General features: G+C 58.0%; 12 protein-coding genes. 9 read left to right on the plus strand and 3 right to left on the minus strand.

The genetic code is table 11. The annotated features are described in order from the left end of the window. The first annotated feature begins 149 nt into the window (after window positions 1-149). The 6 genes from AU11_RS10120 (at window position 150) to cydB (ending at window position 7367) form a co-directional block, all read left to right on the plus strand. Window positions 150-899: an OmpW family protein gene (locus AU11_RS10120; RefSeq protein ID WP_043319158.1), complete on the plus strand. Its 750-nt coding sequence runs from the start codon at window positions 150-152 to the stop codon at window positions 897-899. After that, window positions 889-3228 (plus strand): autotransporter outer membrane beta-barrel domain-containing protein, encoded by a 2340-nt coding sequence (locus AU11_RS10125; protein WP_043319160.1) that lies wholly within the window; start codon window positions 889-891, stop codon window positions 3226-3228. The genes AU11_RS10120 and AU11_RS10125 overlap by 11 nt, the downstream gene beginning before the upstream one ends. Window positions 3229-3294: 66 nt before the next feature. Continuing rightward, entirely contained in the window at window positions 3295-4170 is an 876-nt protein-coding gene (locus tag AU11_RS17735; protein ID WP_051687153.1) for a DUF1853 family protein, read from the plus strand. Window positions 4171-4244: 74 nt separating this feature from the next. Then, entirely contained in the window at window positions 4245-4826 is a 582-nt protein-coding gene (locus tag AU11_RS10135; protein WP_043319162.1) for a GbsR/MarR family transcriptional regulator, read from the plus strand. Between the two features lie 130 nt (window positions 4827-4956). Further along, window positions 4957-6351, plus strand: coding sequence for a cytochrome ubiquinol oxidase subunit I (locus tag AU11_RS10140; RefSeq protein ID WP_043319164.1), 1395 nt, complete (start codon window positions 4957-4959; stop codon window positions 6349-6351). Next, complete coding sequence (gene cydB, locus AU11_RS10145) at window positions 6348-7367, plus strand: cytochrome d ubiquinol oxidase subunit II (RefSeq protein WP_043319166.1); 1020 nt, start codon at window positions 6348-6350, stop codon at window positions 7365-7367. The genes AU11_RS10140 and cydB overlap by 4 nt, the downstream gene beginning before the upstream one ends. A 102-nt stretch (window positions 7368-7469) precedes the next feature. On the opposite strand, the gene pelA is transcribed toward cydB, so the two are convergent. The 3 genes from pelA to AU11_RS10160 all read right to left on the minus strand — a co-directional run bounded on the left by pelA (window position 7470) and on the right by AU11_RS10160 (window position 12315). After that, entirely contained in the window at window positions 7470-8684 is a 1215-nt protein-coding gene (gene pelA, locus AU11_RS10150) for a pectate lyase (RefSeq protein ID WP_051687154.1), read from the minus strand. Window positions 8685-8841: 157 nt separating this feature from the next. Continuing rightward, entirely contained in the window at window positions 8842-9969 is a 1128-nt protein-coding gene (locus AU11_RS10155) for a PepSY domain-containing protein (RefSeq protein WP_043319168.1), read from the minus strand. 258 nt (window positions 9970-10227) lie between these two features. After that, complete coding sequence (locus tag AU11_RS10160) at window positions 10228-12315, minus strand: TonB-dependent siderophore receptor (RefSeq protein WP_043319169.1); 2088 nt, start codon at window positions 12313-12315, stop codon at window positions 10228-10230. Between the two features lie 190 nt (window positions 12316-12505). On the opposite strand from AU11_RS10160, the gene AU11_RS10165 reads away from it, so the two are divergent. From AU11_RS10165 to AU11_RS10175, 3 genes are all read left to right on the plus strand, one after another. Then, entirely contained in the window at window positions 12506-14152 is a 1647-nt protein-coding gene (locus AU11_RS10165; protein ID WP_051687155.1) for an ethylbenzene dehydrogenase-related protein, read from the plus strand. Beyond that, window positions 14149-14853: a DUF1566 domain-containing protein gene (locus tag AU11_RS10170; protein ID WP_043319171.1), complete on the plus strand. Its 705-nt coding sequence runs from the start codon at window positions 14149-14151 to the stop codon at window positions 14851-14853. The genes AU11_RS10165 and AU11_RS10170 overlap by 4 nt, the downstream gene beginning before the upstream one ends. Before the next feature lie 86 nt (window positions 14854-14939). Then, window positions 14940-17426 carry a DNRLRE domain-containing protein gene (locus tag AU11_RS10175; protein ID WP_051687156.1) on the plus strand — a complete coding sequence of 829 codons (2487 nt, stop codon included), beginning with the start codon at window positions 14940-14942 and terminating at the stop codon, window positions 17424-17426. Window positions 17427-17492 lie beyond the last annotated feature (66 nt).

The raw sequence follows: 17492 nt of genomic DNA on the forward strand, positions 1-17492 counted from the left end.
CCTCCGCCCCTCCTGCTACTTTTACAGGTGCCCCTAGAAATTCCTCTGGCAGCCCACAGCTCAATAAATGCCGCGCCACACAAGCTGTTACAAAGACCGTTGGCCAATAACGCATAAGCCGGGCTAATCGGTGTTAAACGGAGTTAACAATGAAAAGTCTCAGGCTGGCCGCTTGCATAACATTCCTGTTCCCGCTTTTGGCGCACGCACAGATTCCTGTTTCCGATGTGGACCTCAAACGTTTTTACGCACGGGTGGGTGCCAGTTTCATTTACCCCGATGACAACAATACCTCCCTGAAATACCACATCTTCCAGGACTGGAACCTCTATCGCACGGAGTGGCATATCGAGGATGATGTGGGCTGGAATATTTCCGGGGTCTGGCGCCCGCTACCCTATTTCGGCGTTGAGCTGATGTATACGGACGGAGCGGATTTCAGTCTGCGGCTGGACCACTTGAAAGGGCGCCCGGGATACGAGCGCATCGACTTCGGGCGCTTCAGCGCATCTTCCGCCAATCTCTTTATCAACTGGTACATGATGGATCTGGAGTGTCTGGGCCAACCCTACCTGGGTATTGGCCTCAACTACTCGGATTTTTACGACGGCGATCTCACCACGGAATTCCAGGACTTCCTGATCGATAGCGACATCGCCTCCGGCCCCAGCGACTTCGGCATGAGCCACAGCTGGGGTGCCAGTGCGCAACTGGGTATCGACTGGCGCCTGGGTCGCGGCATGGCCCGTTCCTGGCTGATCAATGCAGCGGTTATCTATACCGATGCCAACGCCGATACGATCGTCACCTACACATCGAACCCGGGCTACCAACGGCTCTACTCGGACTTTGAAGTCAATCCATGGACTCTGAATCTGGGTATCACCTATGAATTCTAGTGGGCGGGCGCAGGCTGCCGCGCTGCTGCCAGTGGCTATCGGGTTTATCCTCAGCACCCTATTTTCCGCTGGCGCAAGAGCGGACTGTACACCGGGCAATATCGGCACAGAAGGACCGGACCAGATCCTTTGCGATCCGGACAATGATCCCGAAGGTGCGGATGTCAGTACCCTCGGCGGAAGTGATTCTGTCGCCATTGATTCGGTAACCCTGGGCACCGTGGATACGGGTACCGGCCACGATAGGGTGGAAATCTTCGAAGGTGAGATCGATACCAATCTCGCCACCGGTGCCGGAAACGACACGGTGATTGTGGATGGACGCAGCTCGAAAATTGGCAATTATTTTTCCGGCGGTATCCACACCGGCGCGGGCAACGACTACGTCGAAATTCTCGATGGCGTCGCGTTTGAAGTACTGACCGGCGACGGCGACGACACACTGATACTGGACGAGGGGTATATTTTTCACCGCGCTGACATGGGCGCCGGGGATGACACCTTTCACTACGACGAAGGGGTTATCGAGCACTTTATCGGTGGCGACGGGTCTGATACCGCCCGCGTGGACTCTTTCGCCTACGACGCGACCACCCTGTTCGACGGCGGCGACGATCTGACTGCCGACGATGGCTATATCGACAGCATCAAATTCGTTCTCGATCACGACCTGGACGGCCGGCTGCTGCAAAACTGGGAGCAGGTGATCGTCAACGGCAGCTCGAAAATTGATTTTTTCGGCACTCTCGCGGTGGGCGGTGGAACCGCGGCCAACGGCGAGCGCCTGGGGCTGACCATCCGCCGGGGTGGTGTGGTCGAATTTATTCCCAGAGCGTTTACCATCCACGGCGATGTCGTCAATGCCGGCACCCTGTGGATGAACGATGGACGCTTTAACCAGCTTACGCTCGCTCCTCACGACGACGGTCGCTTCGGCAATTACACCGGCGACGACGGCCGACTATGGATGGAAACCACGCTTGCCGGCGACGACAGCCCCACCGATCTGCTGAAGGTGGCGGGAGATACCGCCGGCCATACGTTTGTGCGGATTTACAATTTTGCTGGTGATGGCGCCGAGACCACTGGCGACGGCATCAAGATCATTGATGTTGCGGGGAACTCATCACCGGATGCATTCACCCTGGACGGCGAGTATATCGGCTATGACGGCCAGCCCGTCACGGTTGGCGGCGCCTATGGCTATACCCTGCACTATGGGGACCAGAGCGATCCTGAGGACGGAAACTGGTATTTGCGCTCCACTCTGCCGGACCCGTTCAACGACAGCGGTCAGCTGGTCCCCCGCTGGCAGCCGGGGGCCGTACTCTACGAAACCTACGCCCAGGCTCTGCGCCGGATGAACCAGCCCACTACCCTGCGCAAGCGCGTGGGTAATCGCTTCTGGGCGGGCACCAGCTTCAAAGACCGCGGCATCTGCTGTTACGGCGATGCGGTGGAGCGCACCATCGATGGCGGCGGCCTGTGGATGCGAGTCAACACGGTTTACAACGACAACGCCCCGGAAGAGTCCACTGCTAACGCGCACTGGCAGCAGGACTTCGGACAGGTGCAGATCGGCTCGGATTTTTCCTTTGACCCCTCGGTATACCGCGGGCGGTTGATGCTCGGCATTTTTGCTCAGTACGGTTACGGGAGTACCGAGCTGGACAGCTACTTTGGCCAGGGAGATATCGATACTTACAACTGGGGTATCGGCAGCACCCTGACCTGGTACGGCAGCCAGAGTAGCTACATCGATCTACAGGCGCAATTCAACTGGTTTGACTCCGACCTCTACTCGAGAGAGCTCTGGTATCTGGGTACCGGCAATGACGCCATCGGATTCAATTTTTCCGTGGAGGGCGGGCACAGCTTCAAGCTCTGCGATTTTTATTCGCTGACCCCACAGATACAGTTGGCGTATACCGCTGAGGATATCGACGATAATCACGACCCCTACGGAGTGCGCCTAGAGGATACCGAAAATCAGGGAGGTTTTGCCCGGTTCGGACTGGCGTTTGAGCAACGGGTGAGCCAGCGCGTCAACCGCAATATGTATGGCAATCTGCTGCTGGAGCGCATCGGCTTATACGCCATTGCCAATACCTACTACTACTTCGATGATAAAACGGAAGTAAACGTCTCCGGCACTTCTCTGTATCAGGCGCGGGACGAGTGGTGGGCGCAGCTGGGGCTGGGCTTTACCTACGACCAGTGCGGCGATCGCTGTTCGGTCTATGGTGAAGTGGACTATGCCAGCAGTGTGGAAAACCTCGGTGACAGCGATAGCGTGCAACTGACCTTCGGCTTCCGTTTCAAGTGGTAATGTACTGGGTAATGTAGTGATAGCGCAGCTGTTTCGGGCTCGAGTGTAATTCCCTATACTCCGGCCATGTCCAGCCCAGGCCCCCGCAACCGCCTCGCCGCTCTCCCCACACGGACGCCAAATCACTGGCACAATTTCCTGTGGGCTCTGGGTGCGCCGGATATCGCACCTAATTTTTCCCTTCCTTGGCTGCCGCCACACCGGCACCAGGCACTCACGCAGTTCTTTTCCCGCCCTGAAATCAAGACGCAACTGGAACCCGCCCTGCTCGCACAACTGGAGCAGCACAACAGCCACCGCCTCGGAATCTACTTTGAGCGCCTGTGGGCCTTCGCGTTTACCCACCACCCGGACTACGCCCTGGAGGCCAACAACCTTCCCATTCGCGACCAGGGCAGGACCCTTGGCGAGCTGGATTTTGTAGTGCACTACAAGCCCGACGATGTGCTCGAGCACTGGGAAGTTGCGCTGAAATTTTACCTGCAGGTGGACAATGACTGGGTGGGGCCCGGGCTCAGGGACCGGCTGGCTATCAAACTCGCACGCATGCGCGACCACCAGTTGCCGATCGCCCACAGTGCCATCGCCTCGGCCTGGTTAGACACCTCGGGGCTATCCATCGACAGGCAGTGGGCGGTGATGCCCGGCCGACTTTTCCACCCGCTGTCCCCAGCCGAAAGCCCTCAAACCGGGCGCTTCTGGTGGGCGGATCTGGCCAGCTTCCACACCCGCCTGTCCGGACAGGGGGACTGGTGGCTGCTACCTAAAACCTGCTGGCTGGCCTCCGCCGAACCTGAGCAGCCGCCGCCGTCCTTCCCCGTGGCAGAGGCACATCTCACTCGCGGTCCCATCTGTGTAGCCGCGGTCAATCACCACGGCGAACTGAGCCGGGGCTTCCTGGTGCCCTCGGACTGGCTCACCCGCGCCCGACACGGCACCTGATAATTACTTGACACAGATCAAAACAGCTTTACAATTTTCAGAAATTTCTGAAAGTTAAGAAGAAACCAAAACTAATGAAACTTTCCAGTCAGGCGCAAGCCTTCGTACTGCACTTCGGCGAAATGGGTAGCCGCTGGGGATTCAACCGGACCGTTGGGCAGATGTTTGCACTGCTGACCATTCACAGCGAGCCGGTAAACGCCGATCAACTGGCGGAAGCGCTGAAGATCAGCCGCGGCAACGTGAGCATGGGGCTCAAGGAATTGCAGGCCTGGCGCCTGATTGAGCTGCACCACCAGCCGGGTGACCGCAAGGATTACTTTACCGCGGCAGGCTCTATCTGGGACCTGGCGCGCACCGTATTCGAGGAGCGGCGCAAACGCGAGCTGGACCCGACACTTACTCTATTGCGCCAGTTGCTCCTGACGGAGCCCGGTGACGAGCAGGAGGCCGAGGCGCAGAAGAAAATCCAGGAGGTTTACAGCCTGCTGGAAATGCTCGACCAGTTCGCCAATACCCTGAGCAAGCTGGATGAAAAGGACCTGCTCAAGCTGATGAAGTTGGGCTCCGGACTCAGCAAGCTGCTGGAACTGAAATCCAGGGCGACAGGGGCTGCGGGTAAGGCCGGGGCGAAGAAAGCCCCAGCACGCAAATAGTCGGCCCAATCTTTCTTATACGCTTTTTCTACAGCCAACACCGCCCCGGTCCGCGGCACCGGGATAAATCCTGCCGCGCCCAGTTTTACGCCCCGGCCACTCCGACCGCGGCGGTTTTAAAGAGGTGCCCATGCTGGATACTCTGATCCTTTCGCGCATACAGTTCGCTGCCAATATCAGCTTTCATATTCTCTTCCCTACCATCACCATTGCTCTCTGCTGGATTCTGTTCTTTTTCAAATTGCGCTTCGATCTCACCGACAACCCGGTGTGGATGCGAGCCTATCGCTTCTGGGTAAAAATTTTCGCACTGACGTTTGCCCTTGGCGTGGTAAGTGGTATCACCATGTCGTTCCAGTTCGGCACCAACTGGCCCGGATATATGGAAACCGTGGGCAATATTGCAGGGCCCTTGCTGGGCTATGAAGTACTGACTGCATTTTTTCTCGAAGCGACCTTTCTCGGCATCATGTTGTTCGGGATCAAGCGGGTACCCAGCAAGGTACACACTTTCGCCGCGTTGATGGTCGCCATCGGCACAACGCTTTCTGCCTTCTGGATTCTCGCGCTCAATTCCTGGATGCAGACACCGGCCGGCTATGAAATCCGCGATGGTGTTGTGCATGCCACCAGCTGGCTGGAGGTGATCTTCAATCCCTCCTTCCCCTACCGGCTGGCGCATATGCTGCTGGCCTCCGGCCTCACTGCGGCATTTTTTGTCTGCGGACTTTCCGCCTACCGGATTCTGAAGGGCGACGGAAAGCAGGCGCCGCGGCTGGCACTGAAAACAGGCCTGATTCTGGCCGCCATACTCGCGCCATTGCAGGCCTTTGTGGGCGACCTACACGGACTGAATACCTTTGAACATCAGCCGCAGAAAATCGCTGCCATGGAAGGTGTGTGGGAGACCGAGCGCGGCGCACCGCTGCTGCTATTCGCCGTGCCCAATGAAGAAACCCGCAGCAACGACTTTGCCGTGGGTATCCCCAGTCTCGCCAGCCTGATCCTTACCCATGAACCGGACGGCGAAATTCGCGGGCTCAACGAATTTGAAGGCGATCACCCACCGGTAAAACCGCTGTTTTTCGGCTTCCGCATTATGGTGGGGATGGGCCTGCTGATGCTCGCCACCGCCTGGACCGGCTGCTATCTGCTGCGCCGCAAGAAATCGCTGCCACCAATTTTTCTCAAGCTGCTGGTAGCCATGACCTTCTCTGGCTGGGTCGCCACTCTCGCAGGCTGGTACGTCACCGAGGTAGGGCGGCAACCCTGGCTGGTTACCGGGATTCTTAAAACCGCGGATGCGGTAACCCCGGTGGCACCCGCCAACGTGGGTCTTTCCCTCGCGCTCTACCTGACCGTGTATGTGATTCTAATGTGGGCCTATATCCACACGCTGAAACGTATGGCGCTCAAGTCGGTCACCGTGGAGGAATTTGAAACCGCAGAGCCGGCAGCGGATGGCAGCCTGACCAATCTGCCCCACTCGCAAACCCACATCGACACTCGTGGAGGTACAGCATGAACGAGATGATCAACCACAGCGGCGACTGGTTGCCGGTGGTCTTTATCGCATTGATGGGTGTGGCGGTACTGGCCTACGCGATTCTCGATGGCTACGACCTGGGCGTGGGTATCCTGTTGCCAATGGGCGGACAGGACGAGCTGCAGCGGGACACCATGATTGCCTCCATCGGCCCGTTCTGGGATGCCAACGAAACCTGGCTGGTACTGGCTATCGGGCTGTTGCTGATTGCCTTCCCCGCGGCCCACAGCCTGATCCTGATGCACCTGTATATTCCCGTCGCAATCATGTTGATCGGTCTGATCATGCGCGGGGTGGCCTTCGACTTCCGCGCCAAGGCGGCAGTGGACCACAAGCTGGCCTGGGACCGAACCTTCAAAATCGGCTCCCTTCTGACCACGCTTACCCAGGGCTATATGCTCGGGCAATATGTAATGGGCTTCGACCAGAGCCTGCCGTCACTGCTTTTCTGCGGAGTATCCGCACTCGGTGTCACCGCGGCTTACAGCTATATTGGAGCCGCGTGGCTGGTACTGAAAACCGAAGGCACCCTGCAGGCACGGGCAGTGCGCTGGGCCCGCCTGGCTGGCCGCGCCTCCCTGGTGGGCGTGATTGCCGTGTGCGCTATCAACCCGCTGGTGAACCCCGGCGTTTTCGACCGCTGGTTTACCTTTCCACTGGTGATGTTTGTGCTGCTGATCCCGGCGCTGTGTTTCCTGGGGTTTGTCTGCAACGACATACTGCTGGCGCGTCTGCCCAAGGCCGATGATCGCCACAGCGCCGTGCCCTTCGCCATTGTGGTGGGGATTTTCACCCTGTGTTTCAGCGGGATTGGATTCAGCTTTTTTCCGGAAATCGTTCCCGGGCAGATGAATATCTGGGAGGCGGCCAGTGCACGGGAATCCCTGCAGTTTATTCTGGTGGGAGCCGTAATCGTGATTCCAGTGATACTGCTGTACACGGCGTTTTCTTACCGGGTGTTTCGCGGGAAAGCGACCGAGTTGCACTACCATTGAAGGTCGTTGGTTTCGCAGATACGAAAAGCCCTGATTTTTCAGGGCTTTTTGGGTTTACCTGCGGGCAGGCTCCCGCAGGAAAGGTGCTTTCCCGGTGAGAAGCTACTGCTTCCACTTGCGGTATTCTTTCAACGCCTTGTAGGGGCGCTCGCTGTACCAGGCGTAGCCCTCACGACGCTCGGCGGATATTTTCTCAATCTCGAACTGGATACTGCCATCGCGGTCGCCGAAAACCGGGCGATTACTGTCGATATCGTAAAAGCGCCCCCACAGCGGATCGGCGTTCTCATCCGGCATCAGTGCCGGCAACACTTCGCCACGTCGGTAACGCAGGCCGTCGATCCGGCGCTTCTCGAACCAGCCAGCCGCGCTGTCGATTGCGTCGCGCACCGGCGGTGACGGATTCTCGAGAGTCATCAGAAACAGCATCAGATCCGCACTTTCACTGGTGGCCAGGGCAGCCGGCTCAAAGGCGCGCGCGGACGTGGGCTCCAGGGTAAGCGGGTGGTGCTGGGCACCCCAAATAGTGGGCTCACCGTTCACTTTTACTTGCGTCGCTACCAGCATATCCAGAGCGCGGCGCAGACTGTCTCTGGCCCAGGTTTTTAGTTGTTCCGGTAAAAACGCGAAACGGGCATCCCCCTGCGCCACCACACCGATTATTTCCAGCAGGTTGGCAATGGCATCATCATTGAACGTAATGTCATCGTGGTAACCACCACGCAGGGGAAACGTTTGCGGCCAGCCCCCATTGGGGTACTGGGCCAGAAGAATGTAGCGCAGAGCGCGGCTGGCGGAGTCGCAATAGCGCGCCTCTCCGGTGGTATTACACGCGTTCACCATCACCCAGAACTGCACACTGGTCGCGTTGTTATCAAATGTGGGGATATACTTTTTTTCGGTGCCGTAGTACTGCCCCGGCTGGCGTGGTTCGCGCATGTCGGTGCGCTTGGACCAGCCGCCGGAAGGCGTCTGGTAAGTAAGCAGACTGTCGGCAAGGGCGAGGCCTTCGTCACTGGCAATATAGTCGCGATCGTAACGCGCTTTTTTGACGTCGAAACCAAACAGCCTGGCTTTGGTGGGCTTGGTACTTTTTTTGATTCCTGCCGCCTTGCGCTCAGCGGCCAGAGCCTTCTGATCCAGCTCGGAGAAGAAACGGGAGAGCGCACGATAGTCTTCCATATTGCGGGCGGGCTGGTACGCATCTGCATTTTCCACTTCCGGACTGCACCCACCGGAGAACAACAACACAAGACTGAGGGAAAACAGACGGGCGGCGCCGGTCCATCGTGCAGGCGGTACTGGTCGCAAGGTCATAGTAGGACTCGCTATCGATCCTGTCAGGCAGGAATCCATTATTTGGTAAGGCCAAATAATGTTAGCAAAAGCACCGCAAGGAAGGAACAGGCACAAAAAAGCCGGGGCTGGCCCGGCTCAAAGAATGCATTGGTTTCCTGGCTATTCAGACTGCTATTCAGGCAGTAGCCCCAGCCAGAGCCGCCGCCTTCGCCCGTCTTTTGACCCGCGCATTGCGGCGCTTCTCGCGGCGCTGGTACCAGATATAGACACCGGTGATCGACAGCAGCAATGGCGACAGGCCCACCAGGCACCACAGGATCTTGCTCACCAAGCCGGCGAAGTTGCCAAAGTGCAGGCGACGGTAGCTGTCCACGATCACCGCCCCTACCGACGCATCGCGGATATCGTAGCTGAGCATATGCTCGCCGGTCTGAGCGTTATAGGTGACGTTACTCGCGTACTCGCTGATCAGCGGGTTGCCGGTGTGAACGTCGCCCCAGAAGGTGAAATTGGCACCGGGCTCCCAGGGAAATGAGATATAAGTGGTCTCAAAATTCTGGATGCGGTTACCGGTATCGTCCATCAGCCCCTGCAGGGAGAGGTCGTCGTTGTACAGACGCTCGGCCATCTTGTAGTGCTCGTGACCGTCCGCGTGCTCTGCCACCTCGTGGGCAAAATGGGTGATGTTCCACCAGGCACCGGTAAAGCCGAGAATCAGCAGGATGGGGGCACCGATGATGCCGGTCATTTTATGCAGGTCGGAAAAGTACACGATCATGCGCGCGTTCCAGCGCAGGGTGAAAAAGTTCTTCCAGAACTTGCGGTACAGAATAAAACCGGTAATTCCAAGCCCGCACAGCAGGATGGAGAAGACACTGCTGATGAGCATACCCCAGTCACCCAGCAGCAGGGTGTAGTGCAGATCGAGCAGCCAGTTGGTGAGGTCGTCGGTCAGGCCGGTGGGGCCGCGCAGCGGCTCGCCGGTGTACTGGTCCATCAGCGCAAAGGTCCACTCGTCGGTACCGTACTGCATGGTGTAGACCACATCCGCACGGTCCCGATCCTGGAACAGCGCCCAGCCGGTGACCTCATAATCCGGGAAGTTCTTGTGCATGGACGCTTCCAGCGCATCCAGGCTCAGGCGCTCGCGCCCGGCGGCATCCACCCGCACCAGGTCTGGCGCGAGCATAGTGTCGATCTCGTGTTTGAACACCAGAATGCTACCGGTGATACAGATAACCAGCAGCGGGACAAAGGCGGCCAGTGCCATCCAGCTGTGCAGTTTGAACAGGGTTTTATTCATGATTCTTGGTGTTAGAGCTCTAAACGGGCGCTTGCGCACAATTTAAATAACGGCGAAGGACACACTGGGCTGACCAATATGTAGATATCAACCTGGACGGCAGTCTAGCCCTCCACCCAATCAAATACAACGCATTCTCATTTAGCTTCTCGCAATCGAAGTCTGCCGTAAAATATATGCTGGCCCAAAGACAAAAGGGCCGGACAAACTTCTGGTTTGCACGGCCCCTTGGCGGATCATCAGACCAGGCTGGAGGTGTCAGAAGCTGTACTGGAAAGACACCTGGCCGTGACGGGGAGCCCCGTAAATGGCACCGTATGCAAGGCCTTCCACGTACTTCTCATCAAACAGGTTGTTGATATTGAGGCGCACCGTCGCCGCTTCGCTCACTTCATAGGATGCAAAAGCATCCGCACGGAAGAAGGCGTCCTGCTCGGCGTAGCTGCCGACAATGTCTGACTGCCAGCGACCGTTCACACCCACTCGCAGCTGCGGCACGGCATCCAGGCGAGTATCAAAACGTACCAGGGCGGTGGTGCGCGGTACCCACTCGTAGATGTCGTTGCCATCGGGGCCGGTCAGATCCAGATGGGTCAGCCCCACGGTGAGGTTGGTATTGTCGGTGACCTGCCCCACCGCTTCGATCTCGAAGCCTTCCGACTTGACGTCTTTGGGGGCGTACCAGGAAGTACCATCTATCTGGCCTGCGTAAGTCGCCAGGCCCTGCTGCTCTGCACTGAATACCGCGGCGGTGGTCAACAGGCGGTTGTCGAACCACTCGGCCTTAACACCCGCTTCCATATTCACACCTTTCATCGGGTCCAGATAGACACGGTTGATATCGGTCTGGTCCTGATTCTGGAAAATATCGGAGTAGGAAACGTAGCCGAGAATATTGTCGGTGAAATCGTAGGTCAGCCCCATATACGGGCTGGTCTCTTCGGTATCCGGGTAGTAGGTCTGGGACACACCACCGCCGTAGATAGAGCTACCTTCCCGCGCCAGCTTGATGGAGTTCACGCCCACGATCGCGTTGAGCGCGTCGGTGATGCTCAGGCGCGCGGCGGCGTACAGTCGGGTCAGCTCCTGTTCACCGGCAGACGCGGGAGACATATCTCCCCAGTCGGGTTCCGGGTAGTCTTTGCCACCGTGTGGAATTGGCAACGGCAGATAGAAAAATTCATCGGAAAATGCCGCCGATGCGGAAGCGGTTTCGCGCATGGAGTGGCTGAGGCCGGTGATCAGCGTGTGCTCCTGACCGAAGGCAGTGAAGGCACCGGAGAGGTTCACGTCCAGCAGATCATTGGTGCTGTCAGTAGCACCGCGATACGGCCAGCCGAGGGGACCAGTCCCATCTTCATTAATGTAACTGCCCCAGGCGTACAGGAGTTTGGACTGGGTTTCGTTCTCATGGCGGTTGTAGGTGAACTTGGCTTCCCAGCCCTCGGGCAGCTGGTGGGTATATTCAACAAATGCGGTTCTGGATTCGGTATCCCAGTAAGCCCATTCCGCCGCGGTGGACGTGGAGGTATCGAAGTCCGCCATGCTGCCGTCGGGGTAGAACAGGATCAACGATCCCCACATGGGAGAATCCTGCTTGTCATCGCGGATGGTCAGGCCCGCGGTCAGTACACCGTTGGTGCCAATCTGGCCGTCAACCACACCGTATACAGACAGCTTCTCATCGTGCTGGTCGCGGATATGGGAATCTTTGTCCTCGTAGGCAACAACCACACGACCGGCCCAGCTGCCATCTTCGGTCAGCACCTGGTTGTAATCTGCTGCGGCACGTTTGTAGCCGTAGGAGCCACCACGGAAATCGACGATGCCACCGGTTTCATTGGTAGGGCGCTTGCGCACATAGTTGATAGTGCCGGAGGCGTTGCCCACACCGGTCAGCAGGCCGTTGGCGCCGCGAATCAGCTCGATTTTTTCAAACAGGAAGGTATCCAGCTGTCCCACAACGGTGCCAAAGTCATTGGTCATCCCGAGACCATCCACCTGCGTCAGCTGGATCTCGAAACCGCGGGAGTTGTAGGTGGCGCGGTTGGTCTCGTACTGATCGACGTTTACCCCGGTGCTCAGCTCCAGCGCATCGTTGGCGCCGGTGACACCAAAGTCTTCCATCGTGCGCTGATCGACGATACTGATGGACTGGGGGGTGTCCTTGATGGCCAGCGCGAGGCCAGTGGCACCACGACTGACACGCTTTTCACGCACACCAACAACGGTCATTTCTTCGATCGACGTTGCCGCTTCGCCTTCCTCGGCCGCAATGGCGCTATTGGCCGCAGCCAGTGCAACAGCCAGCAGAGAGCCGGCGAAAATACGTTGATTTGATTGCATTATTGAGTCCCCAGGAACTACCCCTTGAATTTGGAACGCGAGTCTAAAGAACCACAACTCGTAATGCAATAGATTCTCATTTAGACTTTTCTGCAAACGTTCATTCAATAGGTCGAACGGCCTGTGTCATTGAATTGCCATCCGGCCGGTTTACTCTGCCGCCCTTTGGCTGAGGGAATAAGGGGATCACGTGGCAGCTGATCGCAAAAGCCTGCGCTGGGTTCTGCTGCACGGCATTGCCGCTATCGCGGTACTGTGCAGCCTGTTGACCGGCTTGCGCATTGCGAGCCTCGCGCGCCCGGAAGTCGCCCGCTTTGAAGAGCTGTTGCCTCAGGGAGAAGTAGTGGGACTGCACTTCCTCAGTGCCCTCGCGATCACTCTCGCTGCCGCGCTCTATGTCGGCCACCGTCTGCTCACCGCTTTTCGCGACGGCGCAACCCTGAGTTACCGGTTGCGCTCCCTCAGTGCCTGGCGCTGGCCAGGCTGGCATCGGGCTATTATCCGCGCTGGCTACCCCGTCTTGCTGCTGTCGCTGGCCAGTGGCTGGCTGCTATTTATAGGCACACAGTGGCATCTCCGCGACTGGCACTATCTGGGTGCCCTGGCGATGCTCTGCTACCTGGCACTGCACGCGGGGCTCTACCTGGCCCGCTGGGGGCGACATTCGCTGCTGCGTATCTGTCTCCCCCAGGGCGGGCAGCGCTCACACACTCGCCTGCTTGCGGGCGCAGGGACTCTCGCCCTCACACTGTTACTGTTTACCACCGGCTGGATTGCTACCGTCGACCAGAGCCAGCTGCCATTGCCTGTCACGCAGATACCATTGACTGACCCGCAACACCCTCCCATCGAAATCGACGGCCGCGCGAATGAACCCCAGTGGCAACGGGCCGCGCCCATTACCGTTTACACCGACGGCGGCGCCAACTTTGACGATGGCGCCACCGAGATCACGCTGCGTGCCCTGACCAACGGTGAAGAATTTTTTCTGTCGGCGCGCTGGCAAGATGCCACCCGCAGCCTAGTGCATTTGCCGTTATTGAAAACAGCAAATGGTTGGGAAGTGCAGCAACAGGGTTTTCACCATTTCGATGAAACCCGCCATTACGAAGACAAATTTGCAGTGCTGCTTTCTTCCAACTGCAGCTTTGGCGCCGCCGGCACCGCGCATCTGGGTCGCAAGCCACTATCCGATCGCCCCGCCAACTGGCACGGCAAAGGCTACCACTACAGCAGCGACGGGCAGCTGCACGACCTGTGGCACTGGAAAGCGGTGCGCACCAACGATATGTATCTCGCCGACGATAACTTTATCGGCCCGCCAGACCAGATGCGCCCAGGAGAGCGCCGCTACACCGCCGGTTACCAGCAGGACGGGAAAGAATCCGGCGCCTATGTGATGAACTGGCAGTGGTACAAACCCACCACCATCGTTCCCAAACGCCTGCCCGCAGATCCGATGCAACTGGCAGCGCTGCAAAACGATGACAGAGAAAACCTCAGAGAAAAGGCCGAATGGGTGATCCCCTGGTTTGACTACCAACCATACTCCGCCGCGCAGGATGCACGCTTCCCCGAAGGTACCCGGATGCCTTCGGTGATGTACAACTCCAACCGCTTCGAAGGCGACCGTGCCGATGTACGTGCCCGCGGCGAATGGAAAGATGGCTACTGGAACCTGGAAATGGCGCGCAAACGGGTTACCGGCTCGGCCCTGGATGCCCCCATTGCAGAGGGCACCTGTCTGTGGGTTTCGGCGTTTGACCGCTCCCAGATAGCCCACACCCGTCATACCCGCGCCCTCCGCCTGCAGTTTTCCGCGGAGCCCCTCCAATGAAAATCTGGCAACGCTCACTGATTCTGCTTTTACTGCCCTCCAGCGCACTGCTGACCACCGCGCTGCACCAGCCGCAAGATCCCAGGCCCGCCCCATACCATTTCACAAAAATTGATGCTTCCGGTGGGCCGCTGCCGATCTGGTCCGGCCCCTGGTCTTGTGTGTGCGACCACCGCAGCGGGCTTTTATGGGAAGTGAAAACCGACAGCGAAAATATTCACGACGGCCTCTGGACTTACTCCTGGTACGACAATTCCTGGGCTGACGTGCCTGACAACGATCAATTTACTGCCCAGCCCGCTGCTCACAGAGGGGCTCCCACAACCATCGGCACCCCGAATAACGGCGACTGTTACTTTGAGGAAGAGCGCTGCGATACCGCCGACCTGATCCGGCGCACCCGCGAAGAAAAATTATGTGGCGTTCAGGACTGGCGACTGCCCACTGCTGCCGAACTGCAAACACTAATCTACACAGATGCAAAAGCCGGCCAGCCCACCATCGATACTGCGTTCTTTCCAAAAACCAAACGCGGTGATTATTGGACTTCCGAGCAAGATGAATCGTTACAGACCGTTTACAACTATTTGAAGTCCGGCGCGGTGGCGGTCAGCTTTGTGGATGGGCAACCCATCACAATTCCACACCGCAATGCAGCCTTTGTGCGCCTCGTTTCCGACAATTCAAAAAGCTGTCACTAATCCCCTGCACACTGACTGCGCTGTATTTTTTCGTTCTTCTGATTTCCATTTATTTTCTTTCTATAAAAACCTGGACAGGAAAACCCATGAAACAGTTTCTGGGAAGTAACCCTATTCGCTTGGCTGGCTCCGCGAGCCTGCTGATGGCCCTGTGCGCGGCAGACGCCAGTGCCGCCACCAAACACCACCGTCTGGTTTGGGACACCGACGGCCGCACCAGCGCGGTGATTGGCTTCTCCCCCGATGGCAACAGCACGAATCCGTATGTGAGTTACGGCTACTCCACCAATGAAAGCAGCTGGAGCAGTGCCGCTGTGGACGCCAGCTACACCTTCGATGGCAGTATCGACAGCAGCTTTGTGCGCCTAGAAAATCTTTCCGCCGATTCCGATGTGTTCTTCCGCGTGTGTGACCAGGATGGCTGTGGCGATCGTTTCTGGTTCAAGACTGCCCCAAACGATAACTCCCCGTTTGTAGTAATTGCCGGCGGTGACACCCGCACCGGTCACACCAACCGTCGCCAGGGCAACCAACTGCTGGCAAAAATCCGCCCGCTTGCGGTCATGCACGGTGGTGACTTCACCGATGCCAACAGCGCCTCACAGATGAGCGCTTTTCTGGAAGACTGGGAACTCACCTACTCCAGTGACACCATCGATGGAGTAAGCTATAAACGGATCTATCCACTGATCCCCACCCATGGCAACCACGAAGACGATAACTACTCCACCCTGTGTCAGGTATTCGGAGCGGACTTCAATGGCGACGGTAACTGTAACCCCAGCGATACCTACGGCGCGGTGCAGATTTCTCCACTGCTGCGGGTATATACCCTGAACAGCCAGTTTAAAAACAGCGGCTGGTCTTCCTATGCCTCCGCCATGAACAACTGGCTGCAGAGTGATCTCGCCAGCTACGGCAGCAGCGCCCAATGGCGCTTTGCCCAGTACCACAAACCCATGTTCCCCCACTACACCGGTAAATCCGACAATGTGATTCTGCACAGCTGGTGGGCGCAAAACTTCTACGACTACGCCATGAACCTGGTGGTGGAGTCCGACACTCATATGACCAAACTCACCCAGTCGGTAGCGCCCAGCGGTAACGGTTTTACCACCGCATCCAACGGCGGCACCGTATATGTAGGTGAAGGCAGCTGGGGGGCACCGGCGCGCTCCGCCAACGACCCCAAATCCTGGACCATCGATCTCGCCAGTATTCAGCAGTTTAAGGTGATTCAGGTAAGCCCCAGTGAACTGACCGTGCGCACTGCGCAGTTCAATACCTCCGCCGGCTCCCTGAGCCGCGCCGACCGTGCCGCCGATCCCCTGGCACTGCCCGCCAACGTCAACTGGTGGAGTGCCAACCAGGTAGGCGAAGCCATGACCCTGGTGCGCAATAGCAGCAATCGCAGTGTGATCAGCGGCGGTAGTTCATCAAGCAGTTCCTCAAGTAGTTCGTCGGGCAGTTCATCGAGCGGCGGCTCCGGCGGCAATGCGATCAACATGGCGGTCACCGACGATGTATTTGTCACCGCAAACCAGACCGGCACCAATTACGATGGCAGCAATGAAGGTCTGCTCGCGGACGGTTCCGACTCGACTTACGGGCAGATGATGACGCTGCTGAAATTCGACCTGGACGAAGTGGCCAGCTGCAGCAATTTCAGCAACCTGACTCTGGAAGTGAACGTCACCAATTATTCCAACAGCAGCTTTGGCGTATTCCTGGCCAACAGCAACTGGCAGGAAGAATCCGCAACCTGGAGCAATATCGGCGGCAGTGGCATTCAGGGTACCCAGCTCGCGACCTTCACTCCCTCTTCTACCGGTCTGCGCCAGATCAGCCTGTCCGGCGGTGCGGTAGAGAGCTGGTTGAGCGGCAACAATACCGGCCTGGTGATTGCGTCGCTCGGTGGCAGCGACGGTGTGGACATGAACTCGAAAGAGACCGGTGTCGCCCCGGTGCTGACAGTAAACGCAGAGTGCAGCGGTTCCGGCAGCTCTTCCAGCAGTTCATCGGGCTCTGGTTCAGGTTCGGGCAGCTCATCGGGCTCTGGCAGCACCCAGCAGTTCGTGCAGGCGGCATCTGATGACGTATTTGTAAGTTCCGGCCGTAGCGGTAGCAATTATGACGGCGACAGCGACGGTCTTCTGGCTGATGGCAGCGACCGCTACTACGGCGAACTGTATACCCTGATCAAGTTTGATCTGAGCGGCGTGGAAAACTGCAGCAACTTCTCCCGGGCCATGCTGGAACTGAATGTCACCGACCGCTCCGGCAATACCTATGGCGTGTACCGCGCCGCATCCAACTGGCAGGAAGGCAGTGCCACCTGGAACAGTGTCGGCGGCAGCGCCATGCTCGGTAACCAGCTGACCACCTTCGTGCCCAGCTCCACCGGCACCCGGCAGATTGACCTGCTGTCTTCCGGCATTGTGGAAACCTGGCTGGCCGGCGCCAATACCGGTCTGGTAATTGCTCCTAACAATGGCAGCAACGGTGTGGATATGACCTCCAAAGAGACCGGTCAGGGCCCGCTGTTGCGACTGGAAGCGACCTGTAGCAATTAATCTGCGGCATGGCTTTCCGCCTTTCATAAAAAAGGGGGCTTCCGGATCGGAAGCCCCCTTTTTTAC

This window comes from Microbulbifer sp. HZ11 (genome assembly GCF_000708675.1).
Lineage (GTDB): Bacteria > Pseudomonadota > Gammaproteobacteria > Pseudomonadales > Cellvibrionaceae > Microbulbifer.

Bases quoted from the DNA above. Each gene is read 5' to 3' on its own strand.
- AU11_RS10120 (WP_043319158.1), top strand. From the start codon at position 150: ATGAAAAGTCTCAGGCTGGCCGCTTGCATAACATTCCTGTTCCCGCTT.
- AU11_RS10125 (WP_043319160.1), top strand. From the start codon at position 889: ATGAATTCTAGTGGGCGGGCGCAGGCTGCCGCGCTGCTGCCAGTGGCT.
- AU11_RS17735 (WP_051687153.1), top strand. From the start codon at position 3,295: ATGTCCAGCCCAGGCCCCCGCAACCGCCTCGCCGCTCTCCCCACACGG.
- AU11_RS10135 (WP_043319162.1), top strand. From the start codon at position 4,245: ATGAAACTTTCCAGTCAGGCGCAAGCCTTCGTACTGCACTTCGGCGAA.
- AU11_RS10140 (WP_043319164.1), top strand. From the start codon at position 4,957: ATGCTGGATACTCTGATCCTTTCGCGCATACAGTTCGCTGCCAATATC.
- cydB (WP_043319166.1), top strand. From the start codon at position 6,348: ATGAACGAGATGATCAACCACAGCGGCGACTGGTTGCCGGTGGTCTTT.
- pelA (WP_051687154.1), bottom strand. From the start codon at position 8,684: ATGACCTTGCGACCAGTACCGCCTGCACGATGGACCGGCGCCGCCCGT.
- AU11_RS10155 (WP_043319168.1), bottom strand. From the start codon at position 9,969: ATGAATAAAACCCTGTTCAAACTGCACAGCTGGATGGCACTGGCCGCC.
- AU11_RS10160 (WP_043319169.1), bottom strand. From the start codon at position 12,315: ATGCAATCAAATCAACGTATTTTCGCCGGCTCTCTGCTGGCTGTTGCA.
- AU11_RS10170 (WP_043319171.1), top strand. From the start codon at position 14,149: ATGAAAATCTGGCAACGCTCACTGATTCTGCTTTTACTGCCCTCCAGC.
- AU11_RS10175 (WP_051687156.1), top strand. From the start codon at position 14,940: ATGAAACAGTTTCTGGGAAGTAACCCTATTCGCTTGGCTGGCTCCGCG.